Source organism: Methylocapsa aurea (genome assembly GCF_000746085.1).
GTDB lineage: Bacteria > Pseudomonadota > Alphaproteobacteria > Rhizobiales > Beijerinckiaceae > Methylocapsa > Methylocapsa aurea.
The window spans coordinates 167909-193624 of sequence record NZ_JQKO01000010.1 but is presented as its reverse complement, the minus strand read 5'-3'; the positions used below and the strand labels follow the sequence as shown (position 1 = coordinate 193624).

The 25716-nt window shown below is 62.2% G+C and carries 19 protein-coding genes; 15 read left to right on the top strand and 4 right to left on the bottom strand.

What is annotated here, in order from left to right; translation table 11 throughout:
* Position 1: 1 nt before the first annotated feature.
* Positions 2-3088, bottom strand: coding sequence for a formate dehydrogenase-N subunit alpha (fdnG, locus tag DL86_RS08550; protein WP_156964543.1), 3087 nt, complete (start codon positions 3086-3088; stop codon positions 2-4).
* 497 nt (positions 3089-3585) lie between these two features.
* Between fdnG and DL86_RS08540 the strand changes: the two genes are divergently transcribed.
* From DL86_RS08540 to DL86_RS08490, 12 genes are all read left to right on the top strand, one after another.
* Positions 3586-4158 carry a TlpA disulfide reductase family protein gene (locus DL86_RS08540; RefSeq protein ID WP_162180410.1) on the top strand — a complete coding sequence of 191 codons (573 nt, stop codon included), beginning with the start codon at positions 3586-3588 and terminating at the stop codon, positions 4156-4158.
* The gene (locus tag DL86_RS08535; protein WP_156964542.1) at positions 4155-5252 is read left to right on the top strand and encodes a transglutaminase-like domain-containing protein; all 1098 of its coding nucleotides are present in this window, start codon (positions 4155-4157) and stop codon (positions 5250-5252) included. The genes DL86_RS08540 and DL86_RS08535 overlap by 4 nt, the downstream gene beginning before the upstream one ends.
* Positions 5253-5293: 41 nt before the next feature.
* Positions 5294-6346, top strand: a complete 1053-nt coding sequence (selD, locus tag DL86_RS08530; RefSeq protein WP_036260356.1) for a selenide, water dikinase SelD — start codon at positions 5294-5296, stop codon at positions 6344-6346.
* Positions 6347-6410: 64 nt separating this feature from the next.
* Positions 6411-7523 (top strand): cysteine desulfurase family protein, encoded by a 1113-nt coding sequence (locus DL86_RS08525; protein WP_036260177.1) that lies wholly within the window; start codon positions 6411-6413, stop codon positions 7521-7523.
* A gap of 155 nt (positions 7524-7678) precedes the next feature.
* Positions 7679-8137, top strand: a complete 459-nt coding sequence (locus DL86_RS08520) for a (2Fe-2S)-binding protein (RefSeq protein ID WP_036260175.1) — start codon at positions 7679-7681, stop codon at positions 8135-8137.
* Positions 8134-10389 carry a xanthine dehydrogenase family protein molybdopterin-binding subunit gene (locus DL86_RS08515; RefSeq protein ID WP_202899179.1) on the top strand — a complete coding sequence of 752 codons (2256 nt, stop codon included), beginning with the start codon at positions 8134-8136 and terminating at the stop codon, positions 10387-10389. Before DL86_RS08520 ends, DL86_RS08515 begins: the two co-directional genes overlap by 4 nt.
* A gap of 174 nt (positions 10390-10563) precedes the next feature.
* Positions 10564-11595: an XdhC family protein gene (locus DL86_RS08510; RefSeq protein ID WP_036260353.1), complete on the top strand. Its 1032-nt coding sequence runs from the start codon at positions 10564-10566 to the stop codon at positions 11593-11595.
* Complete coding sequence (locus DL86_RS19760) at positions 11592-11729, top strand: hypothetical protein (protein ID WP_156964541.1); 138 nt, start codon at positions 11592-11594, stop codon at positions 11727-11729. The genes DL86_RS08510 and DL86_RS19760 overlap by 4 nt, the downstream gene beginning before the upstream one ends.
* The gene (locus tag DL86_RS08505) at positions 11722-12360 is read left to right on the top strand and encodes a nucleotidyltransferase family protein (protein WP_036260170.1); all 639 of its coding nucleotides are present in this window, start codon (positions 11722-11724) and stop codon (positions 12358-12360) included. The genes DL86_RS19760 and DL86_RS08505 overlap by 8 nt, the downstream gene beginning before the upstream one ends.
* 483 nt (positions 12361-12843) lie before the next feature.
* Positions 12844-14499: an alkaline phosphatase D family protein gene (locus DL86_RS08500; RefSeq protein WP_036260169.1), complete on the top strand. Its 1656-nt coding sequence runs from the start codon at positions 12844-12846 to the stop codon at positions 14497-14499.
* A 501-nt stretch (positions 14500-15000) separates the two neighbouring features.
* Positions 15001-16122, top strand: coding sequence for a D-alanyl-D-alanine-carboxypeptidase/endopeptidase AmpH (gene ampH / locus DL86_RS08495; RefSeq protein WP_036260167.1), 1122 nt, complete (start codon positions 15001-15003; stop codon positions 16120-16122).
* 362 nt (positions 16123-16484) lie between these two features.
* Positions 16485-18395, top strand: a complete 1911-nt coding sequence (locus tag DL86_RS08490) for a hypothetical protein (protein ID WP_156964540.1) — start codon at positions 16485-16487, stop codon at positions 18393-18395.
* Positions 18396-18843: 448 nt separating this feature from the next.
* Here the strand turns inward: DL86_RS08490 and guaA are convergent, their stop codons facing one another.
* Entirely contained in the window at positions 18844-20457 is a 1614-nt protein-coding gene (gene guaA, locus DL86_RS08480) for a glutamine-hydrolyzing GMP synthase (RefSeq protein WP_051953003.1), read from the bottom strand.
* Between the two features lie 78 nt (positions 20458-20535).
* Between guaA and DL86_RS08475 the strand changes: the two genes are divergently transcribed.
* The gene (locus DL86_RS08475) at positions 20536-22029 is read left to right on the top strand and encodes a cryptochrome/photolyase family protein (protein WP_036260161.1); all 1494 of its coding nucleotides are present in this window, start codon (positions 20536-20538) and stop codon (positions 22027-22029) included.
* Positions 22030-22449: 420 nt separating this feature from the next.
* On the opposite strand, the gene DL86_RS08465 is transcribed toward DL86_RS08475, so the two are convergent.
* Both DL86_RS08465 and DL86_RS08460 read right to left on the bottom strand, forming a co-directional pair.
* Complete coding sequence (locus DL86_RS08465; RefSeq protein ID WP_036260156.1) at positions 22450-23223, bottom strand: SDR family NAD(P)-dependent oxidoreductase; 774 nt, start codon at positions 23221-23223, stop codon at positions 22450-22452.
* Positions 23210-24136: a ChbG/HpnK family deacetylase gene (locus DL86_RS08460; protein WP_051953001.1), complete on the bottom strand. Its 927-nt coding sequence runs from the start codon at positions 24134-24136 to the stop codon at positions 23210-23212. Before DL86_RS08460 ends, DL86_RS08465 begins: the two co-directional genes overlap by 14 nt.
* Positions 24137-24210: 74 nt before the next feature.
* On the opposite strand from DL86_RS08460, the gene DL86_RS08455 reads away from it, so the two are divergent.
* The gene (locus tag DL86_RS08455) at positions 24211-24612 is read left to right on the top strand and encodes a hypothetical protein (RefSeq protein ID WP_156964539.1); all 402 of its coding nucleotides are present in this window, start codon (positions 24211-24213) and stop codon (positions 24610-24612) included.
* 94 nt (positions 24613-24706) lie between these two features.
* Complete coding sequence (locus DL86_RS08450) at positions 24707-25711, top strand: glycosyltransferase family 2 protein (protein ID WP_036260346.1); 1005 nt, start codon at positions 24707-24709, stop codon at positions 25709-25711.
* The last annotated feature ends 5 nt before the right edge of the window (positions 25712-25716 follow it).

Here is a 25716-nt window from a genome sequence, read left to right as displayed (position 1 = left end):
CTCACGCTTCCGGCCAGTCGATAGGCTCTATATTGACCAGAAAAGCCTTGTATTCCGGCGTCTCTATATTGGCGTCGCCAACAAATGGCGTCAGTGCATTCGGTCCGAAGCCCTCCTTCGCCACGCCGGTGAATCCCCAATGCAGCGGAATGCCGACGATGTGGACGGCCTTCCCGTCGCAAATGAGCGGCCTGATCCGCTTGGTGACCACCGCCTTGGCCCGCACCGAGCCGCGTTTCGACCAGACCCGAACCCAGCCGCCCAGCTTGATCTTCCTCAGCGCCGCGAGCTCCTCCGATATCTCCACAAAGAATTCCGGCTGCAGCACGGCATTGACCCTGACGTGCTTGGTCCAGTAGTGGAAATGCTCAGTGAGCCGGTAGGAGGTCGCCGCAAAGGGGAATTCCGTCGACCCTGCTTTCGCGAATTGGCGGAGGTCGTCCTGGAAGATTCGGGCGACGGGGTTGCTCTGCATCCGCGGGGAGACCGGGTTGATGACCGGGCTCTCGAACGGCTCGTAATGGGCCGGGAACGGCCCATCGCGCATCATCCCGCGAACAAACAAGCGCGAGACGCCCTCGGGATTCATGATGAACGGCCCAACCTCGTTCGGTTTCGCCGTTGGCGCTATGTCCGGCACGTCGTAGCCCGACCACTTCGCCCCATCCCATTCGATCAGCTTGCGGCTCGGATCCCAGGCCTTGCCGTTGATATCAGCCGAGGCTCGATTGTAGAGGATGCGGCGATTGACCGGCCAGGCGAAGGCCCATTTCAGGTAGGCGCCGGTGTTGTCCGGGTCCGTCGTGTCGCGACGGGCCATGTTGTTGCCATTCTCATTGAAGCAGCCGGAGTAGATCCAGCAGCCGCAAGCCGTCGAACCATCATCGCGCAAGGCGGCGAAGCTCGGGACGAGCTTTCCGGCCTCGACCAGCACTTTGGTCGGATCAGCCGGATCCTTTACGACGCCAAGCGCCTTGCCGTTAATTTCCTTGGCGATCTCCTCCGCCGTCGGATCGCCGGGGTCGGCGTAGGGCCATTCGAGATTGAGGATCGGATCGGCGAAGGCGCCGCCCTCTTCCCGATAGAGCTGTTTCAGGCGGAGGTGGAGCTGCGCCAGAATCCAGGTGTCCCTCTTGGCCTCCGCCGGAGCCGTCCCGCCCGCCCAATGCCACTGCAGCCAGCGCCCGGAATTGGTCAGGGATCCATCGTCTTCGGCGAAGCAGGTCGAGGGAAGCTGGTACACTTCGGTCGCGATCTTGGCCGGGTCGACGTCGTTGATGTCGCCGTGCTTCTCCCAGAAACGCGCGGTTTCCGTATCGAGCGGATCCATCACCACAAGGAACTTCAACTTGGAAAGCGAATCGGAAATCTTCTTCCGGTTCGGAAACGACTGGAGCGGATTGAAGCCCTGGCAGAAATAGCCGGTCATCTTGCCTTGGTGCATCAGCTCAAACGCGCGCAATACGTCATAGAACGGCACATCGAGTTTCGGCAGCCAATCATAAGCGAAATGATTGGCGGGGGTCGCCGCCGCGCCATACATGGATTTGAGGAAGCTGACGAAGAACTTCTTATAGTTTTGCCAATAGCTCGTCTGGCCGGGCCGGAGCGGCTTGAAGCCCCTGGTCTTCATATAGGCGTCGAAATCGACTTCCTTCTCCGTAGGCAGGTTCATATAGCCCGGGATCAGATTCGACATCAGGCCGACGTCAGTCAGACCCTGTATATTGGAATGGCCGCGTAGCGCATTCATGCCGCCGCCGCGCACGCCGATATTGCCTAAGATCAGTTGCAACATCGCCATGGCGCGAATGTTCTGCGAGCCCTTCGAGTGCTGCGTCCAGCCGAGCGCATACATCGACGTCATCGTCTTGGTCGGCGACGAGCACTCGGCGATCATCTCGGCGATCTTGAGGAATTTCGCCTTCGGCGTGCCGCAGACGCGCTCGACCATTTCCGGCGTATAGACTGAGACATGCTCCTTAAGCAGGTTCCAGACGCAGCGCGGATTCTCCAAGCTGTTGTCAACGACGGCATAACCATCGGCGCCGATCACATAGTCCCAGGTCGATTTGTCGTAGTCGCGCTTCTTCTCATCATAGCCGGTGAACAAGCCGTCCTCGAAGGCAAAGCCATCCTTGACGATGTAGGCGGCATTGGTGAACGCCTTGACATAGTCCCACTGCACCTTGTCGTTTTCGATGCAATAGCGGATGACGCCGAGAAGAAAGGCGATGTCGGCGCCCTGCCGGATTGGCGCGTAGACGTCCGACACCGCAGCCGAGCGCGTATAACGCGGATCGACGACGATCAGCTTGGCGCCCCTATTGGCTTTCGCCTCCGTGACCCATTTAAAGCCGCAAGGATGCGCCTCGGCGGCATTGCCTCCCATGATGACGACAAGATCCGTATTCCTGATATCGGTCCAGGAATTGGTCATCGCGCCACGGCCAAATGTTGGGCCCAAACTGGACACCGTGGGGCCGTGTCAAACGCGCGCCTGATTGTCGAAGACCACCATGCCGGCGCTGCGCACGACCTTGTAGGTCGCGAAGGCCGTCTCGTTCGTTGTGGCGGAAGCGGCCAGGAACCCAGTGGTCGTCCACCGGTTCACGGTCACGCCATCGGCATTCGCCGCGATGAAATTGGCGTCGCGATCATCCTTCATCAGGCGGGCGATGCGGTCGAGCGCCTGCTCCCAGGAGATGCGTTCGAACTTGTCCGAGCCGGGCCTGCGGACCATCGGATACCTAAGGCGCGTCTCGGCTTTGACGAAATCGAGCAGCGCGGCACCCTTCGGGCAAAGCGTCCCGCGATTGGTCGGATGATCGACATCGCCTTCGATGTGGATGATCTCGGCGGGTTCGCCCTTTTTCAGGTCGCCCTTGGAATACATGATGACGCCGCACGCCACCGAGCAGTAGGGGCAGGTGTTTCGGGTCTCGGTCGTATTGACGAGTTTGAAGGGCCGAATCGAATCGGCAAAGGCCGCTTCGATCTCCCCGAAGCCAAAAGCTCCGAGCGCCCCGCCAGCGAGACCCGCGCCGGCCGTTCCGAGGAACTGGCGTCGCGAGAGGTCCATATTCATCGCGAAATGCCTCCCTTTCGATCCGCTCTGCGGCGACCCCACAGGGAGCATGCGCACCTTGCGATCGCCGAGGCATTGGACCTCATTTCAACTTGCGGTCGCATGCTACGCCAACTCGACCCGATGTCAAACCAATAAGGTTGTCTCTTCCGATGTCACGGAGCTACAACAGGGCAACTAATCGCGCGCCGTTCAAGTCTTATCGCATACACGCATCTGGCAATATATTATGAATACATAATTAGCGCCGCCTTTGTCATATAATGATTATGACGAGCGTATGAATTCGCGGCCGTCTAAGCTTGCTCCAACCTTCCACGCGACGAATTGACAGCGGCCTCCAGAACGCCGAAAATTCGCGCGTGACTATTTCCGCTGCTCCTGTGGATCAGGGCCGCTCTCTTGTGTTCGCGCGCAAGCTCCGCCGCGGCAATCGCCCATCAGGCGCTCGCCGGGTTTTCGCACGCCTTTGTCGCCTCCTGCACACGGCTTTCGCCGTGACCGCCTTCTCGGCCGCCGCCAATGCGGCGCCCTCGGCAATTCTTGAGCCCTGGACCAGCGGACCGACGCCTGCCTTTATTCTGGACGCGCTCGACGGCGGCGAGACGCGGCTTTCCAGCTATCGCGGCGCCGTTCTGCTCGTCCATTTCTTCGCGACCTGGTGCGCGCCCTGCCGGACCGAGTTGCCGGCGCTGGATCGCTTCGCCGCCCGCCGGGCGCAAAAGGGTCCGAGGGTCGTTGCAATCGCTGTCGGCGAGGTCGAGCCAGCCGTGCGGCGCTTTCTTGGCGCTGGCCCCCTCGCCTTTTGCGTGCTGCTCGACCGCGACCGCGCCGTCGCCAAGGCCTGGGACATCTATGCCTTGCCAACGACCGTCGTACTCGATGCGGCGCTAGGACCCCTTCGGGTCGCCGTCGGCGATGTCGAGTGGGACGATCCAGCGATCGATCGCCTGTTTGACCAGCTTTCGCCAACATCTCCAGCGGCGCGCTCGATCGGCGGGCGCCCGCCACACTTATCTCGATCTCGTCTGCTGCAACCACCTGCAGCGCAATCTGGGAGAACGCCATGATCGACCGTCGCAAATTGTTGGCGGCAGGAGCCGCGCTGTCCGCCACAGCGGCGACGCCGCGATTTGCCTGGGCGCAGGCCGCCTTCGCACCGCGTCCAGAAGGCTGGCGCAGCTTCGACGTCGTGACCCGCGTTGAACTTTTGAATGCCGCGGGGCCGTCCCGCGCCTTTGTGCCGCTGCCCGGCTTTACCGCCGAGGACTGGAACCGCCCCGCGAAAGTCAAATGGACGACCAACGCCGCCAAGGCCGCAATCGCAAGCGACCCGGCCTATGGAGCGAGGATGCTCGTCGTGGACTGGAAGGAGGGCGAGACCGCCCCGGTCGTCGAGGTGACGAGCCGCGTCGCCGTCCGCGACCGCGCAGTCGATCTGGCCAAGCCCCGCGCCGCCCGACTCTCCAGCGCGGAGCGCGCGCGCTACCTCCACGCGACCGATTTGATTCCGACCGACGGCATCGTGAAGGCGACATCCGACCAGATCGTTGGCGGCGCGGCGTCCGATCTCGACAAGGCGCGACTGATCTACGCCTGGATCATTGAAAACACCTTCCGCGACGCCAAGACGCGCGGCTGCGGCTCCGGCGACATCGCCGCCATGCTGCGAAGCGGCAATCTTGGCGGCAAATGCGCCGACATCAACGCGCTCTATGTCGGGCTCGCCCGCGCCGCCGGCCTTCCCGCCCGCGACGTCTATGGCCTGCGCGTGGCGCCCTCGAAATTCGGCTACAAGAGCCTCGGCGCGAAATCCGAGATTGTGACCAAGGCGCAACATTGCCGCGCCGAGGTCTATCTCTCCGATTTCGGCTGGGTTCCGGTCGATCCGGCCGACGTTCGCAAAGTGATGTTGGAGGAGGCCGACGGCGGCCTGCCGGCGAGTGATCCCAAGGTGATCGCCGTTCGCGAAAAGCTGTTTGGCGCGTGGGAGGGCAACTGGATCGCCTACAACGCCGCGCATGATGTCGCCTTGCCGAGGTCGGCCGGCTCGAAAATCGGCTTCCTCATGTATCCTCAAGCTGAGGTCGGCGCAGTGCGGCTCGACTGCCTCGATCCCGACGCGTTCCGATATACGATCAAATCGGTCGAGGTCGCGGTTTGACCACACAGGGCGAAAGGCTGGAAGAGAGAACAGGCGCCGACATCGGGACGCCATCGCCGTTCCGCCTCAGCGCGCTTGCCCATGGCGGCGGCTGCGGCTGCAAATTGGCGCCATCGGTGCTCCAACGCCTGCTCGCCGACCAGCCGCCTGCCGGCCCCTTCGCCCGCCTTCTGGTCGGCGCGGAGACCGGCGACGACGCGGCTGTCTGGCGGCTAGACGATAAATCGTGCGTGATCGCAACCACCGATTTCTTCATGCCGATCGTCGACGATCCATTCGATTTTGGCCGGATCGCCGCCGCCAATGCGATCTCCGACGTCTATGCGATGGGCGGGAAGCCGATCATGGCGCTCGCCATTCTCGGCATGCCGATCGACAAGATCCCGGCCGAGACGGTGCGCGAAATTCTGAACGGAGGCGCGGCGATCTGCGCCGAGGCGGGGATTCCGGTGGCGGGCGGTCATTCGATCGATTCGCCCGAGCCGATCTATGGCCTTGCGGTCATCGGCGTCTGCGCTTTAGCGGATCTGCGCCGCAACTGCGACGCGCGCCCAGGCGACGCCTTGATCCTGACCAAGGGCCTGGGCGTCGGCATCTATTCGGCTGCGTTCAAGAAGGGCGCGCTGACGAGCGACGCCTACGCCGAAATGATCGCATCGACGACGCAATTGAACCGCATCGGCGCCGATCTCGCCCGCGAACCCGACGTCCACGCGATCACCGACGTCACCGGCTTCGGCCTCCTTGGCCACGGCCTCGAGATGGCGCGCGGCTCCAAGGCGCGGCTCGAAATCCGCGCCGACGACCTCCCCCTCCTGACGCACGCCAGGAACCTCGCACAGCAAGGATTCGTCACCGGCGCCTCGGAGCGAAACTGGGCGAGCTATGGGGCCGAGGTCGCGCTGCCGGACGACTTTCCGACTTGGCGGCGACAAATCCTGACCGATCCGCAAACCTCGGGCGGATTGCTCGTCGCCTGCGCGCCCGGCCGGGCGGCGAGCCTGCTCCAAACCATTTGCGACGCCGGCTATCAGGCAGCCCGGATCATCGGGACTGTCGAGGCGGGCCCGCCGGAAATCCGGGTTCGTACGTGAAGGGTCGGCGGACTTCCAATCGCGGCGGGCGCCGCGGGCGCGTAGCGGTTGCAAGTGTGCGGCGATGAAGCCGATCTACCTCGACTTCAACGCCAGCGCGCCGGCCGCCCCAGAGGTCGTCGAGGCGATGCGGCCATATCTTGCCGGCGACTTCGGCAATCCCTCCAGCCTGCATTGGGCGGCTCATGGCGCGCGGGAGGCCATCAAGACCGGGCGCGCTCAAGTGGCTCGCCTCCTTGGCTGCCGGCCCGAGGAGATCGTCTTCACCAGCGGCGGAAGCGAAGCGAATAATCTCGCGCTCAAGGGACTGTTCTTTGCCAGGGCTGGGCGGCCATCGCATCTGATCGTCTCCAAGATCGAGCATCCAGCGACGATCGCGCCGGCCTGTTTTCTGGAGCGACTTGGAGCCAGGGTAACCTACGTCCCAGTGGACGGCGCGGGACTCGTCGATCCCGATGAGATCCGCAAAGCGATCACCAGGGACACATTCCTGATCAGCATCATGCACGCCAACAATGAGGTCGGCTCCATCCAGCCCATCGCTGCAATTTCTCGCATCGCCCGCGAGCATGGAATTTTATTGCATACCGACGCCGCTCAATCGGTCGGAAAGATTTCAACCAATGTCGGGACGCTTGGCGTCGATCTGCTCTCCATCGCAGGGCACAAGGTCTATGCGCCCAAGGGAGTCGGAGCGCTTTATGTGCGCGGAGGGCTGGAGATCGAGCCGCTGATTCATGGGGCGGGACACGAGGGCGGGCGGCGCGCGGGCACTGAGAGCGCGCTGCTGATCGCAGGCCTTGGCAAAGCCTGCGAGATCGCGCAACCCTGGATCGGCGCGCCGTCCACACAGCGCTTGCGAGACCTGTTTTGGGAGCAATTGCGCATGGCCTTCGGCGACCGGGTCGTGCTTAACGGCCATCCTGAGCATCGTTTGCCAAACACGCTCAATGTCTCTTTCGTCGGCCGCGTCGGCGCCGACATCCTCGCCCAGATTCCGAGCGTCGCCGCATCCACAGGCTCGGCCTGCCACTCGGGCGAGATCAAGCTTTCGCCTGTCCTTGAAGCCATGGGCGTCGCGCCCGAGATCGGCATGGGAGCGATCCGGTTCAGCCTTGGCCGCGCCACGACGCGGGACGAGATCGAGGACGTCGTCAACCTGCTCAAAGGCCTCTAGCTCGTAGCGGCACAAGATCGTTCAGCGCCCCACGCCGACTCGCTGCTGCGCGCCGTCATGGGCAAACACAACCGCCAACTCCCAGCATAGTTCGGGCTCGAACAATTCCGCAAAGGCGACGTTATCACCGATAAGTCGAACAGGAGCTAAGTGAGATGCTAGATCTTCGCGTGAATGATGCGGCGCATCAGGTCGACGCCCCACCCGAGATGCCGCTGGTCTGGGTGCTGCGCGACCTTATTGGGCTGCGCGGAACCAAATTCGGTTGCGGGATCGGCGCTTGCGGGGCCTGCATTGTCCATCTGGATGGCCAAGCCGTCCGCGCCTGCATCACGACGGCCGCCGAGGCCCATGGCAAGGCCATCACTACGATCGAGGGCCTCGCCGGCGCCCATGGCGACCATTCGCTTCAGCGCGCCTGGAAGCAAGTCAACGCGCCGCAATGCGGCTATTGTCAGCCCGGCCAGCTCATGCAGGCCGCGGCGCTGCTGGCGCAGACGCCAAAGCCTACTGACGAGCAGATCACGAGCGCCATGGCGGGGAATATTTGCCGATGCGGCGCCTACCAGCGCATCAAGGCCGCAATCAAGATCGCAGCAGGGGAGGCCGAATGATGGACGCCATTAAGAATCTGAGCCGTCGCGGCATGCTGCGCGGCGGCGTAGCGTCTGGCTTCGTCCTTGGCTTCCACGTAGCGGGCTACAATCCAATATTCAGCGCCGCCGCAGCGGGCCGCGACGCGATCTTGGCGCCCAATGTCTATGTCGCCGTTAACCTGTCGGGACGCATAAGCATCACCATCCATCGCTCCGAGATGGGCACCGGCATCAAGACCTCGCTGGCTCAGGCCTTGGCCGACGAGCTGGACGCCCAATGGAGCGATATCGAGATCATCCAGGCGCAAGGCGATGAAAAATACGGCGACCAGAACACGGACGGCTCGCGCAGCGTTACGCAGTTCCTGCTGCCGCTGCGGCGAGCGGGCGCCGCCGCGCGACAAATGTTGGTCGCCGCGGCCGCGCAACGGTGGAAGGTGTTGCCCGCCAAATGTCGAACTCAGGCCGGGGTAGTGATTGGACCGCAGGCGCCTCAACGCCTGCGATACGGCGAGTTGGTCGAGGCGGCGATGCGCCTGCCGGTTCCGGCGCCCGAGAGCCTCATTTTGAAACCGTCCAAGGATTGGCGCTATATCGGCAAGCCGCTGCCTGTCGTCGATCTCGACGACATCGTCCACGGCAAAGCCGTATACGGGATCGATTTCACCTTGCCGGGCATGAAATATGCCTCGATCGAGCGACCGCCCGTCTATGGCGCAACACTTAAGAGTTATGACGCAAAAGCGGCGCTGGCGACGCCAGGCGTAGAGCGCGTGGTGGAAATCCCCGTCGCGTCGCTGCCGGCCGGGTTCAGGCCGCTCGGAGGCGTCGCGGTTATCGCCAGCAACACTTGGGCCGCCGAGCAAGGACGCCAACAGCTTGAGATGGAGTGGGACGAAGGCCCGAACGGCAGCTTCGACACCGACGCGTACTACAAGGAGCTGGTTGCAACGGCGGGCAAGCCGGGGCGCGTGATGCGCCACAATGGCGATGTCGACGCGGCCCTGGCGGGCGCGGCCAAGCGCATCTCGGCCGATTACTTCGTCCCCCACCTGGCGCACGCCATGATGGAGCCGGAAGCCGCCGTCGCTCAGGTGACGAATGGCGCCTGCGAGGTTTGGACCGCGACCCAGAACCCGCAGCAGGCGCGTAAGACTGTCGCCGAGGCGCTCGGCGTCGATCCGGCCAATGTCACGATCAACGTGACTTTGCTTGGCGGAGGGTTTGGCCGCAAGTCGAAGCCCGACTATGTTGGCGAGGCCGCCGTGCTCGCCAACATGATCGGTGCGCCGGTGAAGGTGACCTGGACGCGGGAGGACGATATCAAGCATGACTACTTTCACGCCGCCTGCGCCAATCATTTGGAAGCCGGACTCGACTCCGACGGCAAGACTGTCGCCTGGTTGCATCGCAGCGTGTTTCCGTCCATTGCCACGACCTTCAAGCCTGACGTGACCTACGGCGCGCAAGGCGAGATGGACCAGGGCGTTGTGGACCTGCCCTACGACATCGCCAATGTGCGATGCGAGAACGGACCCGCCAAGGCGCATATCCGCATCGGCTGGTACCGCTCCGTCTACAATATCCCGCACGGCTTCGCTGTCGGCTCCTTCGTCGACGAGTTGGCGGCCGCCGCCGGCAAGGACCCGGTGGCGCATATTCTGGAACTGTTGGGCGAACCGCGTAAAGTTGATCTGCGCGCCATGGGCGTGAACTACGGCAACTATGGCGCCTCTCTCGACGACTACCCGATCGACACCGCCCGTCATCGCGCCGTCGTCGAACTCGCAGCGGAGCGCGCCGGCTGGGGAAGCAAGCTGCCGCCTCGCTCCGGATTCGGCATCGCTGTCCATCGCAGTTTTCTGACTTACGTCGCGGTGGTTGCGCGGGTGGCCGTAGATGTGCGCGGCAACGCCTCCGTGCAGAGGATCGATATGGCTGTGGATTGCGGCCAGGTGCTCAACCCTGACCGAGTAACGGCGCAATTCGAGGGGGCCGCGGTCATGGGCCTCGGCAACACGATGTTCAGTTCGCTCACGTTCAAGAATGGTCAGGCGCAGCAGACCAATTTCGGCGACTATCTGGTTGCGCGCATGGACTCAACTCCGGAGACGCGCGTGCATATTGTGCCAAGCGATGCGCCGCCGGGCGGTGTGGGAGAGCCCGGGGTTCCTCCGGTGTCGGCGGCGATATGCAACGCGATCTATGCGGCGACTGGACGACGGATCCGCACCCTGCCGGTCGATCCACAGGAGCTCGCGGTGATGTGAGTTGGACTCATGCGGTCTGCGTCGTATGACCTCCAAGTTCGGCGAGGGGCCGACCTGTTCGCGCAAAAAAATGAATGAGGGGCGGATGGCGACTCGATGTTCTTGGCTCGATTGGCGATAAGATTCGATCGAGATTTGATGCTGATGTCGTCAATGTTTGGAAGGCTCGGCCACATGCTGGCATCCGATGAAGACATTCTCCGCAAGGCGCAGGAATGGAAAACGGCGGGCCGCGGCGTCGCGCTTGCGACCGTCGTGGAGACCTGGGGGTCGGCGCCGCGGCCCGTCGGCAGCCATCTCGTCATTGATGGCGAGGGCAATTTCCTTGGCTCCGTCTCCGGAGGCTGCGTCGAGGGCGATGTCGTCGCGGAAGCGCTGGATGTGATCGAGATTGGCAGCCGGCGCATGCTCGAATTCGGCGTCGCCGACGAGACGGCCTGGCGCGTCGGCCTTTCCTGCGGCGGCCGGATCCGGGTCTATCTCGAAAGCGTTGACGCGAACCGGGCGGATCTCCTCGCGGTCTTCAATGCCGAGCGCGCCGCAAGGCGTCCGTGCGCGCTCATAACCGATGTCGCTTCGGGCGAGCAGCGCCTCGTCCGCGCCGTGGATCTGGCCGCCGATCCTATGGCCGAAATTCTGGACGAGCGGCTGCGGCTCGGCAAGAGCGACTCGGCCATTTGGGCCGGCAAGGAGCTGTTTCTCACTTTCGCAGCGCCGCCCGCGCGCCTTATCACGATCGGCGCCGTTCATATTGCGCAGGCGCTTGCGCAGGCCGCCAAGCTCGTCGGCTTCGACATGACCGTCGTCGATCCGCGCACCGCTTTTGCAACGCCTGAACGCTTTCCGGATGCGCAGCTTCTCGCCGAATGGCCGGATGCGGCGCTGCCGGCCCTGCGGCTCGATCGCTATACCGCCATAGCGCTGCTGACCCATGATCCACGCATCGACGATCAAGCCCTCGTCCACGCCCTGCGGGCCGATTGCTTCTATATTGGCGCGCTGGGATCGAGGAAGACTCACGCCAAGAGGCTCGAGCGAATGCGCGGCAAAGGTTTCAGCGAAGAGGGACTCGCGCGCATACGCGCCCCGATCGGACTCGATATAGGGGCGGATAGTCCGGGGGAGATCGCAATCGCGATCCTTGGCGAAGTCATCGCCTCCCTGCGCCGCAAATCTTTGCGCGCCGACACGGAGAAGGCCGCGTGAAATTTGGTCCCTTTCCGGTCGCCCAAAGCGGCGGCGCCGCAGTGGCGGTCGCCGCCGAATCGCCTTTCCGCGTCGCGCCATTTTGCCCGCCTCGCGCCGGCGTCGTCTCGACCCTGCCGCGATCCGATGGGTGAGATCGCGGCGATCATCCTGGCCGCAGGCCGGTCGTCGCGCTTCAACGCCGGTCCGCATGATACGAAGCTTGTCGTCCCCCTCTCAGGCAAGCCTTTGGTCCGGCATGTCGCCGAAGCCGCGCTGGCCTCGCGGGCAAGGCCGATCCTTGTCGTCACCGGCCATGCCGCTCCGAAGATCGCGGCGGCTCTCGCGGGCCTCGATCTATCCTTGGTCGAAAATCCGAAGCACCAGGCCGGCCTATCGAGCTCCCTGAAAGCCGGGATCGCGGCTTTGCCCGAAACGGCGCGAGGCGCGGTCATCCTTCTCGCAGACATGCCGCGCGTTTCAGGCGCCCTCATAGATCGCCTGATCCAGGCATTCGAAGCCTCGGTCAAACCTCCGCACGCGGTAGCGCCAGTGCGCGCCGGCTTGCGCGGCAATCCGGTTCTGATCGGACGCCCCTTGTTCGATCCTGTCGCTCATCTTGAAGGGGACCGCGGCGCGCGTCTCCTCATCGAGGCTGCCGGTGAAGGTCTGCTCGAATGTCCGGTCGACGATGACGCCATCGAAATCGACGTCGACACAAAGGATGCGCTCCGCCGCCTCGAAGCCGAGGAAGCAAACGCGGGGCGCCCTGTAAGCCATACGTAAGGGAGCGAAAGGACGCGGAGGCCGGAGACGTTCGCGCAGAAACATCCCTGAAGTTGGCGCCGCCTTCGCCATTTCGCGGTTCAGGACTATTGCGTCGAGTGGATGGATGACAAGAATAAGGGAAGATCGTAGGTAGCGGTGGCTTCTCGGATTCTTGAAGAGCCATGCCCCCTCGTCCGCCGAAGCCTCCCGATTTGGGTGACTGATGGAGCCGCCGCGGCACACTGTGCCTCTGCGATTTATAATTCATGTTTCGTCTGAGTTAGTGCGGTCTGGAGCACAAACCCTGAGGTGTCCCCTCCATGAGGCTCTTCTTACCCTCATGATTGCGGATTGGTCCGCAGCACTGCCAAAAATCGCGGAATCAGGCGTTAACAGCCCGTCATAGAACATCGCAAGAATGGTGAGCGCCAGCACGTGGCGCCTTGGCCACCGTCTTCCACACGATGCTTTTCTATCGATCGCAGCAGGATTCGTCAGCCCATGAGACCTTCAGACCAAAACCGCCGCCAATTCTTGCGCAATTCCAGTGTTTCCCTTGGTCTTGGAGCGCTCGGCGTCAGCACGCCCTCCATCGCATCGGCCGCCAGTCCGGCGGCTCCCGCGATCGTCTCCGCCGGCCGCGCTGGCTTGCCTTTGGGATTGCAGCTTGGCGATCCGTCCTTCGACGGGCTGGTGATCTGGTCGCGCGCGGATCGCCCGGCTCAAATGGTCGTCGAATATTCCCTCGATCCCGATTTTCGCCGGCCCATACGCCGCATCGGTCCTTTGGCCACAGAGGCCACCGACCTGACCGCCCGCATGTTTCTGAGCGGCGTCGCACCGGGGCGATCCTATTATTTGCGTGTGGCCTTTGACAACCCTAACGAACGCCGCGGACAGGGTCCCTACCTCGAAGGCCGGTTTCGCATTCCAGGGCTCACCACCCACCGCCCGATACGCTTTCAATGGTCCGGCGATATGGCTGGGCAGGGCTGGGGAATCAATCCAGAATTCGGCGGCGCGCGCATTTATGAGGCGATGCGTCAGCGCGACCCGGACTTCTTCATCCACAGCGGCGACACCATTTACGCCGATGGCCCAATAGCCGCCGAAGTGACCGCCGAGGATGGGCGCGTCTGGAAGAACATCGTCACCGAGGAAGTGAGCAAGGTGGCCGAAACACTTAAGGAATTTAGGGGCCGTCATCGCTACAATCTGCTGGACGACAATGTGCGCCGATTTGCAAGACAGGTGCCGCAGATCTGGCAATGGGACGACCATGAAGTCGTCAACAATTGGTCTGGGTCTAAGGATTTATCCGCCGATGCGCGTTACACGGAAAAGGATGTGAGCGTGCTGGTGGCGCGCGGCCGGCGCGCCTTCCTCGAAAATGCGCCGATGCGCTGGTATCCGGAAGCTCTGCATCGGACCACGGTTCTTAGGGAGTCATGGGAATCTAACTCGGACAAACTGCCCGAGCGCGTATATCGCCACATCCCTTATGGCCCATTGCTCGATGTCTTCGTCCTCGACATGCGCAGCTATCGCGGCCCCAATACCTACAACTTGCAAATCTCGGAAAGCAGCGAAACCGCATTCCTCGGCGAGGAGCAAATCAATTGGCTGGTGAAAAAACTCGCGTCGTCGCGTGCGACCTGGAAAGTGATTGCAGCGGACATGCCAATCGGCCTTTACGTGCCGGACGGCAAGGATGCCCAGGGACGCGCGCGCTGGGAGGCTATTTCCAACGGCGCTAATGGACCGGCGCTCGGCCGCGAGCTCGAAATAGCGCGGCTGCTCAGGCGCATCAAAGAGGCTCGCGTGCTCAATGTCGTCTGGCTCACCGCCGATGTCCATTACTGCGCCGCTCATTATTACGCGCCAGAGAAAGCAGCCTTCCAAAACTTTGACCCGTTCTGGGAATTCGTCGCTGGCCCGCTCAACGCGGGCAGCTTTGGTCCCAATACGCTGGACAATACCTTTGGCCCGCAGGTTGTATTCCAAAAAGCCCCGCCCGTCGCCAATATGTCGCCGTTTGCAGGTTTCCAGTTCTTCGGTGAAGTCAACATCGATCCGCAGACGCAAGCTATGACCGTGGACTTGCGGGACATAGATGGAATATCGCAATTCAGTCAAACGCTAACGGCAAGAGGCTGATTTAGGCTGCAATCAGCAATAGTATGTCGCTCGCGCGCTACAGGAATAGCAATTACTTGGCGCCGACGCGCTACGGCCATCTGGAGGTTGTGGCGCAGGGATATGCCGACCGGATCGAGATCGCTCGCCGCGCCGAGTCATCGCCGTAGCCCTGCGCTCGATCAACGGCGACGACTTGGCGCTGGCAAAGGCCGTGGGCAAGGATGTAAAAGGTAAAATCGTCGCTGCTAATCTACCTTGTTTCCTTATCATTGGCCTTCATTTACCCATACCTGAGCCCCGCCCGTTATGTGATCGTTGCGATAATCTGGTTCATTCCGAACAAACGGATAGAAAATGCGGTGGGGATCAAGTGGGCCTCGCTCATATGGGAGGGAACGTGCATATTTTTATCCTGCTCGGCCAGCGATTGACGTTGTCGCTGACTTCCCTGCTGCGCGCTTCCGCCATCCGAGAAGGCATCGCTAACGCGACGGCTAGCGCTAAGGGAGCGCCGTAGCAATGCGATCCATCTTCCTCACACTCATCCTAGCTATCGCGGCGACTGCCCCCTCCCGCGCGGCTGATTCGCCGCCGGCCGATCCGGTTCTCGCGGAAGCAACCGACCTCGCCGGCGCCGTCATGTTTATGGAGTCCGGCGCCCCAGGCATGGTCTTGGCGATCGTGCGCGGCGATCATAGCCTCGTCCTCGGCTATGGCGAGACCAAGAAGGGCAACAAGCGCAAGCCTGACGGAGACAGCCTTCTTCGCCTGAATTCAATCACCAAGGTCTTTGCGACCGAGGTGCTGGCCTCGCTCGTCGCCGAGGGCAAGCTGAGCCTTACCGATTCCCTGCAGCGCTACGCCGGTGACGCGACGGTCCCCACCTTCGGCGCGCGCCCGATCACGCTGCTCGATCTCGCCACCCACTCAGCCGCATTGCCGCGCGAAATGGGAGAAGCCCCATCCGACGCGCTCCCGCGCGCCTGGCCGACGCGCGAGGATCGCTGGAAGTGGCTCCCCAGCTACAAGCTCCCCTGGGCGCCGGGCGCCATCGCCGCCTATTCCAATATCGGTTTTGATCTCCTTGCCGACGCTATCGCATCCGCCGGCGGCCAAGCCTATCCCGACTTGCTCCGCAAGCATGTCACGGCGCCGTTGGACATGAGGGACACTGGCTTTGCGCCAACGCCTGAACAGTGCGACAGGCTGATGATCGGCACTGGCCTCGGCGGCGCAGGCCCATGCGTCAACACGCATGCGACGGACGGCAGCGGCGGGCTTTACAGCACGGGCAACGACATGGCGCGTTGGCTGCGCCACAATATTCAGGACGCGGACGGCGCGCTGGCGCTGAGCCATGCCGTCTATCGCCAGCGCCAGGCCCTGCAGGCGGCGATCGGCTTTGACGAGGCCGGACCAATGGCTGGCCTCGGCCTCGGCTGGGTGATCGTGGCGGGCCGAAGCATCCACCCGACGCTTGTGGCGAAGAGCGGCGGCGGCGTCGGCTTTATGAGCTACATAGCATTCGCGCCGGGCCGAAACGTTGGCCTGTTCGTCGCTGTGAACCGGGTCGATTTCGCGATGTTCTCCCGTCTCACCGATGCGGCGAACGCCCTGATCGCGACTCTCGTCACGCGCTGAGCCCGGAGCCGCCGCGCCCCATTGCGCTAATTGGCGGTAGGGTAATTTCTAAACGCACTGCAAGCGATTTGACGGACGGCGAATGGCGCAACGAGCTGGAGCCGCTGAGCTTGGCGAAGTCTCCGCCTCGAGGCAGCACCCTACATCGGGTATCGAAAAATCAATGGCTTGCTAGCCCACACTTTTTGGTTTTAGGCAATTGCGTCCAAGCCCTGACGTGAACAGCACCTGCCAATTGATTTTCTACCTACTCTCTTTGGGACCGTGACAAAGCCGATGAAGCCGGCTACCAATAGACGCCTCCCCCACGAAAAAGCCGATTAAATCGGAAACGTCGGCTGAGGCCAGCGAGGGAGGATGAGATGGCGGCCGGCAGCTTTACCACCGATATCACCCTAACAGGGAGCGGCCTCTCGGTCGAAAGACTGTATCAGGCGGCAGGCTTGACTCTGCCCTCCACGCCGGGACGAGTCGGCGTGTGCCTGTCAGGGGGCGGATCGCGCGCATTGACGGCTGGCATGGGCCAGTTACGCGCACTGAAGCAGTTGACAGTCAACGGCGCACCGGTGCTCGGACAGGTTCGTGCGCTGTCCACAGTGTCCGGCGGATCGTGGCTCGGAGTACCATTCACCTTCCTGCCCTCGACCGCCGCAAGCGACGACGCCTATCTCGGTCCCTATGTCGCCGAGCAGAGTAAGCTGACGCCAGCGGAGCTAGCGGTCCTGCCCGCCGGCAACGCGGGGACTCCAATAACATCCGATTCGTTTAGTGTTGCGATGCTCGCCCTGGAAGCGTTGATCCTGTACGAGGTGCTCGGAGTTACGCCGAACATGCTCTGGCAGACCCTAATCGCACTACACATTCTGGCCGCGCACGGCCTTTCCTCAATGTCCGCCAAGCTGATGCCGGATGACACCTTTACTTTGAACGCGGCGACCCAGGCCGCGTCCGTCACAAACTCCGCGGCAAATCCGCCACTGAATCCAACGATCGCGAACGAAATCATCGACCATTTTGCTGCGGCCACAGGCCGGGTGACGCGGCCTTACCTGATTTGCAACACGGCCATGTTCCTTGATCAAACGGGGGTGCTGCCATTGGCGCCGGTGCAGACGGGTGGCCTGATCACGGGCATTCTGGGCGCGCCGAGCGGCGTCGACGGAAATGGGCTGCCCGTTGGCGGTGGCGCGGTAACCTCATTCGCGTTCAACTCTCTGTTTGCAGGGGCGATAGCAACAACCGCAACAATCGCGCAGACGCGGCAATGGTCGCTGACCGATGCCGTAGGCGCCAGCAGCGCAGCTATCGCTTATGCGCTACAGAATCAGATTGCCATATGGGAGCAAAATCCTCTGGAATTCGCGGCGGAGATCGTAGAATACTTCGATGAACTTCTACAGTGGATCCGATCGCACCTGCCATTGCAGCAGCAAGCTGAGGCGCGCGCGATGATTCAGCGCTATGCGACGTCGACCGGGCCCTCCGATTTGTCCGCGCTGAAGTTCAGCTTCCCGAACCTGCAGGACCTGATCCCGCAATATTATTATTGGTCTCCCTCGCATCAAAAAGTCGTGCAGCAGCCGGCTCCGACCCGTTTCGCCGATGGCGGCAGCCTGGAGAATACCGGAATCAACGGCATGCTCGCCTATTCCGACATCGACAGCGTGATTTCCTTCGTGAACACCGAGGCGCCGATCCAGAGCGGCGACTTTGGGGTCTCGGATGGACATGGCGGCTTCATCCCGAACACTCAGATCGTCATCGACGAGAGCATTCCACCGCTATTTGGCTACAAGCCTTACGAAGCGGGCGGCCTCGGCCAATATCAGGGCTATGTCCCTTATGCCGACACTACGAACAACGATTTCAGCGCTTACGCGCAAAACCAAGTTTTTCCATCGGACCAGTTCCCGGCATTGCTTCAGGGGCTCGCCGCTGCGGCCGGAGCGGGCTTCACCAGGAATAGCGCGATCTTCACGCAGAGCCTGTCGGTGATGTGCAATACTTGGTTCGGCATCACCGGCGGCAAGACGGTGAAGGTAGTGTGGTGCTACTTGAATTTTGCCCAGAGTTGGGCGGACCTGTTCGCAAATAACCCGGACGTCGCTGCTCTTGTGACAGCGGCTCGCACGTCCAACAACTTTCCACACTATAACACGCTGGATACGTCGCTCACCGCGACTGAGGTGAACCTGCTGAGCAATTACAGCTGCTGGGCTGTAACCAATCAGGCGGCGACTTTCGCGGACTTGTTCGCAGGGCCAGGAGTTTGATATCCTCAGCGTGATCGTGGCTCCAGCCGCTGAAACGAGGCATATTTATCGCGAACTCGGTTTTTTTGAGGAAGCGAACCCGGATGTTGAGCGTCGATGATCTTTTCAAGGATCATCGTCCGTGTCGCGTAGCGGTCAGCGGCTCAACGACCTCGCTCGACGCCTTTCTTTCGATCAACAGCGGCTGGACAGTGGAATGAGCGCTTATCGGCGGCATGACGCGCCGAATGTTTCAAGCTTTCGGACAAAGCTCCAAACGTCTGTCCGCTTCATCATGGCATCTTCTAAAGCAAGCAGCGTTGAAACATCATAAAAGGCGAGCGAGCAAAGCTTTTCGCGGGGCAAATCAGCGCGCCCAGGATCGCCAATGAGAATGAGGGTTCCGGTCTTTGCCGGATCTTCGAGCCGGCCTGTAATTCGTGCGGCCATATCAGGTTGATAGAAAACATCACTCCCACTCGATCGTGCCCGGCGGCTTCGAGGTCACATCGTAGACGACGCGGTTGACGCCCTTGACCTCGTTGATGATGCGGGTGGCGGCGCGGCCCAGAATGGCCATGTCGAACGGATAGAAATCCGCCGTCATGCCATCGACCGAGGTGACGGCGCGGAGCGCGCAGACGAATTCATAGGTGCGCCCATCGCCCATGACGCCGACGGTCTGCACCGGAAGGAGCACGGCGAAGGCCTGCCAGATTTCATCATAGAGGCCGCTCTTGCGGATTTCGTCCAGATAGATCGCGTCAGCCTGGCGCAGGATCGCGAGCTTTTCCGGCGTGACGCCGCCAGGACAGCGGATGGCGAGGCCCGGGCCCGGAAACGGATGCCGCCCGACAAAGGCCTCGGGCAGGCCCAGTTCGCGGCCAAGCACGCGCACCTCGTCCTTGAACAATTCGCGCAAAGGTTCGACCAGCTTCATATTCATGCGTTCGGGCAGACCGCCGACATTGTGATGCGACTTGATCGTGACCGAGGGTCCGCCGCTGAAGGAGACGCTCTCGATCACATCCGGATAAAGCGTGCCTTGGGCCAGGAACTCCGGCGCGCCGCGCCCGTCGGCGGCGATCTTCTTGGCCTCGGCCTCAAAAGTCGCGACGAACAGCCGACCAATGATTTTACGCTTTTCCTCCGGGTCCCTGATCCCGATCAGCGCGTTGAGAAACAGCGCCTGCGCCTCGACATGAACGAGCGGAATATTGTAATGGCCGCGAAAGAGGCTGACGACCTCTTCGGCTTCGCCCTGGCGCAACAGACCGTGATCGACAAAAACGCAGGTCAGCTTGTCACCGATCGCCTCGTGGATCAACACGGCGGCGACCGCCGAATCGACCCCGCCCGAGAGGCCGCACAGCACGCGGCCAGAGCTAACCTGCGCCCTGATCGAAGCAATCGCCTCCTGCCGGAACGCGCCCATGGTCCAGTCGGCCTTGAGGCCGGCAATCTTATGGACGAAATTGGAGAGCAGTTTGGCGCCGTCCGGCGTATGCATGACTTCGAGATGAAACTGCACGCCATAAAGGCGCCGCGCCTCGTCGGCGATCGCCGCCATCGGCGCGCTTTCCGACGTCGCGATGACGGCAAATCCCGGCGGCAGTTGCGTCACGGCGTCGCCATGGCTCATCCAGACCGGGTAGCGTTTGGCCTTGTCCCACACCCCTTCGAAGAGGGCGCTGTCGGCGCAAACCGCGATTTCGGCGCGGCCGAATTCGCGATGGTCCCCTGGAGCCACCTTGCCGCCGAGTTGGAGCGCCATCACCTGCTCGCCGTAGCAGATGCCAAGCACAGGCGCACCCGCCTCAAACAGCGCGTCCGGCGCGCGCGGCGCGCCTTCGTCATGCACGGAGCAAGGGCCGCCTGAGAGGATCACGGCCTTGGGCGCCAGCGCCGCGAAGGCTTTCTCGGCCGATTGAAAGGGCGCGATCTCGCAATAGACTCCCGCCTCGCGGACCCGGCGGGCGATCAATTGCGTGACCTGCGAGCCGAAATCCACGATCAAAACTTTGTCGTGCAAAACCTTGTCGCGACGCCCGACAATGTCCTTATGCAGATCTTCACCCGCCATCGAGCGCGTCCTTCTGACAAAAAGCTCGATTAGGCGATCGCTCCTGCCCGCGCAAGGACCTCCTTTGCCAATGTCGCCATGGTGAATGCTTCAGCGAGACCTTCCATCGTCTGGTTTCGAGACGATCTGCGACTGGCCGACCAGCCGGCTCTCGATGCGGCTTGCGCGCGGGCGGCGCCTGTGCTCTGCATCTATGTCCTTGACGTTGCGGACAAAGGCCTTCGCCCCCTCGGCGGCGCCTCACGCTGGTGGCTGCATCATTCGCTGAGAGCGTTGGCGCAAGAGATCGCGTGCCGCGGCGGCCGCCTTGATCTTTTCCGCGGCGCGGCCGAAACGCTCTTGCCGGAGGTGGCGGCGCGATCAGGCGCGGGCGCGGCCTTTTGGACGCGGCGCTATGGCGGAGCGGAAATCACGCGCGATGCAAGGCTCGAGACCGCTTTGACCGCTGCGGGGGTGGAGTGCGCGAGCTTCAAGGGGCAGCTTCTCCATGAGCCGTGGGAGGTCAAGGCCAAGACCGGCGCGGCTTTCAAAGTCTATGCCCCTTTTTGGCGCGCTGTGCAGGCCATGTCCGACCCTGAAGAGCCCCTGCCCGCGCCGCTGACCGTTCGATCGGCGCGCTATCCGGATGATGGCCCGCAACGCGCGAGCCTGCCCGAGCTTGGCCTTTTGCCGACGCGGGCGGAGTGGACCAAAGGTCTCGCCAAATCTTGGACGCCAGGCGAAGGGGGGGCGGCCACGCGGCTAAAGACATTTGTGGAAAACAGTCTCGCAAACTATGCCGAGGGCCGCGACGATCTGGCGATTTTCGCGACGTCTCGGCTGTCGCCGCATTTGCGCTTTGGCGAGATTTCGCCGCGACAGGTTTTTACCGCTGCAAAGCCCGCGCGCCGAACGCCGGAAGTTAGGCAAGCGCCAGCGCGGCCAAAGGGTAGCGAGAAGTTCCTGGCCGAGTTGGGCTGGCGCGAATTCAATTATCACCTGCTGTTTCATCATCGAGACGTCGCCGAGACGAATTTCGACGCGAAATTCGACGCTTTTCCCTGGCGCGATCCGCCAAAGGCGGAGATCGCTGCCTGGCGAATGGGACAAACCGGCTATCCGCTCGTCGACGCCGGGATGCGCGAGCTTCGGACGACCGGCTATATGCACAACCGCGTGCGCATGGTCGCGGCGTCTTTTCTCATCAAACACCTGCTGATAGATTGGCGGATCGGCGAAAAGTGGTTTTGGGATACGCTCTGCGACGCGGATCCGGCCAATAATCCGCTCAACTGGCAATGGATTGCCGGCTCAGGAGCGGACGCCGCGCCGTTCTTTCGCGTGTTCAATCCGGCGTTGCAAGGCAAGAAATTCGACCCTTCCGGCGCTTATGTCCGCCGCCATGTGGCCGAATTGGCGGCCATGCCCGACAAATGGATCCACCAGCCCTCGTCGGCGCCGGCTGAGGTTTTGGCGAAGGCCGGCGTCGAACTGGGAAAAACCTATCCAAGGCCGATGGTCGATCACGCGAAAGCGCGCGCCCGGGCGCTTGCGGCCTTCGCGACGATCAAGGGAGGGCTTCAACGCAGCTAATGGCGCTTAAGGTTTGCCGCTCCATCCTTCCGCCCTTCCGGCGCAATGAAGATAATCCGAGCCCTGCCAGCACTCGCCGGCCTTGGACGTTCCTTCCGGGAGAGGGCAGCAATCCCTGTATCCAAGGCGAGCGATCGTAGAAGACCTTGCCGGCGACGACAAAGAGCGCAAGCGCCAAAAGAACGCCGGCGATCGTCATGAGCTTTTTCGCCGCGACGATTTCCCATGGCCTAAGGGGCGGATTGGGACCGGACATTCCGGTGAACTCCTCGGCTGTTGGAGAGGAGGCGTTGGCGCCGCTTTGATCAAACTAGAGCGCTTTCCGATCGAATAGAGTCATTCGATCGACCAGAAATCGCTCCAGCTTTCAGAGTCTGAGCATATTCCGAACAGATTGAACCAATATGTTCGGAATATGCTTTACCGCCGCGCCCGCTGAGTCGCACGCGCCATCAGCGGGAAAAACAGCGCATAGGGCAACAGGCATGCGGCCTTGAAGAGATAGGCGAGACGGCGCGGAAAAGTGATTTCGAACCCCTTCCCCGCAAATCCATCGCAGATGCGCTTTGCGGCGGCATCGGCGTCGATGATGAAGGGCATTTCGAAGAAATCATTATGCGCCGTCATCTCGGTGCGGACGAAACCGGGATTGACCACCTGGATGGTCAGGCCCAAAGGCTGATAGGTCAGCTTCAAGGCCTCGGCCATGGCGATCAGCGCCGCCTTGGTCGAACCATAGGCGAGCGAACCGGGAATGCCGCCATAGCCCGCCAAGGACGATGTGATCGCGATCTGGCCGCTCCCGCGCGGCTCCATCGCGGCGAGGACGGGATCGAGGCAATTGACCGTCCCGCCGACATTGACTTCAAAGGTGCGCCAGACGAGCCCGGCTTCGAACCTGTCCCGCTCGGCCGGAAAATAGACGCCCGCATTGAGGAAGGCGAGCGCGATCGGGCCATGGTCCGCCTCGATTTCGCTGACGATGGCCGCCATCTTGGCGCGGTCGCCTATATCGCCGGGGAAGCTGAAAATGCGCTCTGAATCGGCCGCCAGGGCGTTGAGATCGTCGGCGCGGCGTGCGGTCACCGCGACAATGTAGCCGCGGCTGGCGAGCTCGATCGCCACGGCGCGGCCTATGCCGGAGCTTGCTCCGGTCACCCAGGCGACGCTCTCGCCTGGGTTATCGCGAGACATGCGAATCCCCCCGCGAATTGCGCGCGGACTCCGCCGCGGTCGCGGAAGGCCGGCAAAAGCATTCTCCGATCCGCGCCAAATCCGCACGATTCTGCTCGAGCAGCCGGACGAAAGCCGGAGACAAGAGGAAGCTCAGCTCGCGCTCGCGGGTGAGCGTGACCGGGTCGGCGGACACAAGCTCCTCATCACAATAGCCGGGGTGGCACATGATGAGATGACGCCGGCCTGGCGCGCGCAGATAGCCGGCAAAGGCCGCGCCATAATCGCGGCACGGATCAAAGCTCGAAAAGCCCGAAAAACCGTCATTGGCGACAAAGCCGCGGGCGCGCGCCTCGCGGGCGAAGCCTTTGGCGAGCCATGCGAGGCCAAGCGCCTTTTTCAATTCGCCGCCGCGACGCAAGATGCTGAAGAGGCGATCGCCACTGTCGCGCAACCAGATTTTGCCGCCAAGCCCCCGGGATTCGAGGGCGTCGAACAGCCAATGCCGGATTTGCGGCAGGATCTGAACATGCTGATGTCCATCGACGAAATCAGGCGCGGCGCCGAAACATTCGACAAAACGGTCAAGCTGGCGCGAAATTTCCCGCCGGATCTCCGCTTCCGGCAGATCATGATTTCGAGCGCCTTTCAGGACGCGATTGATTTCGGGCAGATGGCCCGACGCGGCGAAATTAGGCATCGCGCTAAGCGGATCCCCGAGCGTGAGATTGAGGTGAAGGCCGATATCGGCCTTGGCCTTGAACGCGCGCAGATCCCGCGCTCCCTCGCGCCAGGACGGGCGCGTCGTCATCACGCTTGTCGCGCTCAAGCGGCCGGCGGCCAGCGCCTCGAGAATGCCCCGGCTGACCCCCGGAGAAAGCGCAAAATCATCGGCGCAGAGGCTGAATGAAAAGGAAGCTTCGGCCACGCCCATGACAATCAACTCCTCTCGCCTCGCGGATAAAATCGGACAGCAAAGAACCCCTGTCCGCAAGGCCCCGGCGCAGCTTGGCCGAATTTGCCTCTGTCTTGCGCAATTCGACGCCGAAGATTAGAGCATTTCAAGCGCGCTCGGAACCGGTTCGGCGCGAAGGAAACCGCGCCGGAATAGAAGCTATAGAGCCCTTCGCCGATTTGATCGATCATAAAAGAACCCCGAAGCGCGAAGGTCAATTTGAATTGGCGAGACGGGTCGCCTTGCCCCTGCCTTGCTTTCGCGCAGGGATCCCGTCGGAAGCGCCGCATTTTGTCGCAGATCACGCATTAGTGCATGTGCCGCCAAAGCTGATCGGTTTTTCGATGCAGATTTGCTCCGGCGCAATGACTCCTAAGCGATTCCTTTCGATCCGCCGATTCCATATGATCGAAAAGAATCGCTTATTTTCAAATGGTTGGAGCATGTTCTCATGAGACGTCGGATATATCCGATGTCTCAATATCGAAAAAGTCGATCACCTTTTTACCTGCCGCAAAGGCCCCGCGCCCAATGAACGAAGCCCGCTCTATGACAAGATCCGACGCCGTCTCGCGGGACCCGGAGCTTTCCGTCGTCGCGCCGGTCTGGAACGAATCCGAGAATATCGGGCCCTTGCTGGAAAGACTCGCGCCGGTCCTCGACTCTTGCGTGAGCTCGTTCGAAATCATCTTCGTCGATGATGGATCGACCGACGACACGCTCGAGATATTGCGCGCGGCGCATGGCGCGGACCCGCGCATTCGCGCGGTCTCGCTCAGCCGGAATTTCGGCAAGGAGGTCGCCATAGCGGCCGGCCTCGATCACGCGCGCGGCGCCGCGGTCGTGATCATGGACGCGGATCTGCAGCACCCGCCGGAGACGATCAGGACCTTCGTCGCGCGCTGGCGGGAGGGCTACAAGAATGTGTTCGGCCAGCGCATCGATCGCGCCGCCGACAGTCCGTTGCGGCGGCTGCTGACGCAGCGCTTCTATCGGCTGTTCGGCTCGGTCGGCGAAACCAGCCTGCCGGAAGGCGCCGGCGATTTTCGCCTCCTCGACGCGACGGCCGTCGCCGCGCTAAGGGTCATGCGCGAACATGCGCGTTTTTCAAAGGGGCTTTACGCCTGGATCGGCTTCAAATCGATCGGCGTGCCTTTTGAAGTCGAGGCGCGCGCCCATGGCTCATCCAAGTTCAGTTATCTCAAGCTCACCAATTTCGCGCTCGACGGGCTGATGTCGTTTTCGACGCTGCCGCTCAAGGTGTGGAGCTATGTCGGCGTCGCCATGTCTTTTCTGGCGCTCGCGATGGCGAGCTTTTATGTCGCCCGCACCCTCATTTTCGGCGTCGACGTTCCTGGATACGCCTCCTTGATGGTGTCGATCACCTTCTTCGCCGGCATTCAACTGCTCTCGCTCGGCGTCATCGGCGAATATATCGGCCGCATCTTCGCCGAGGTGAAGCGGCGCCCTCTTTATCTGGTCGAGGAGCGCGTCGGCCTCGCCCCGCTGGTCTCCGACGATTGCGGGCCGCCGGCGCAGCGCGATTGGACCTGAACCTC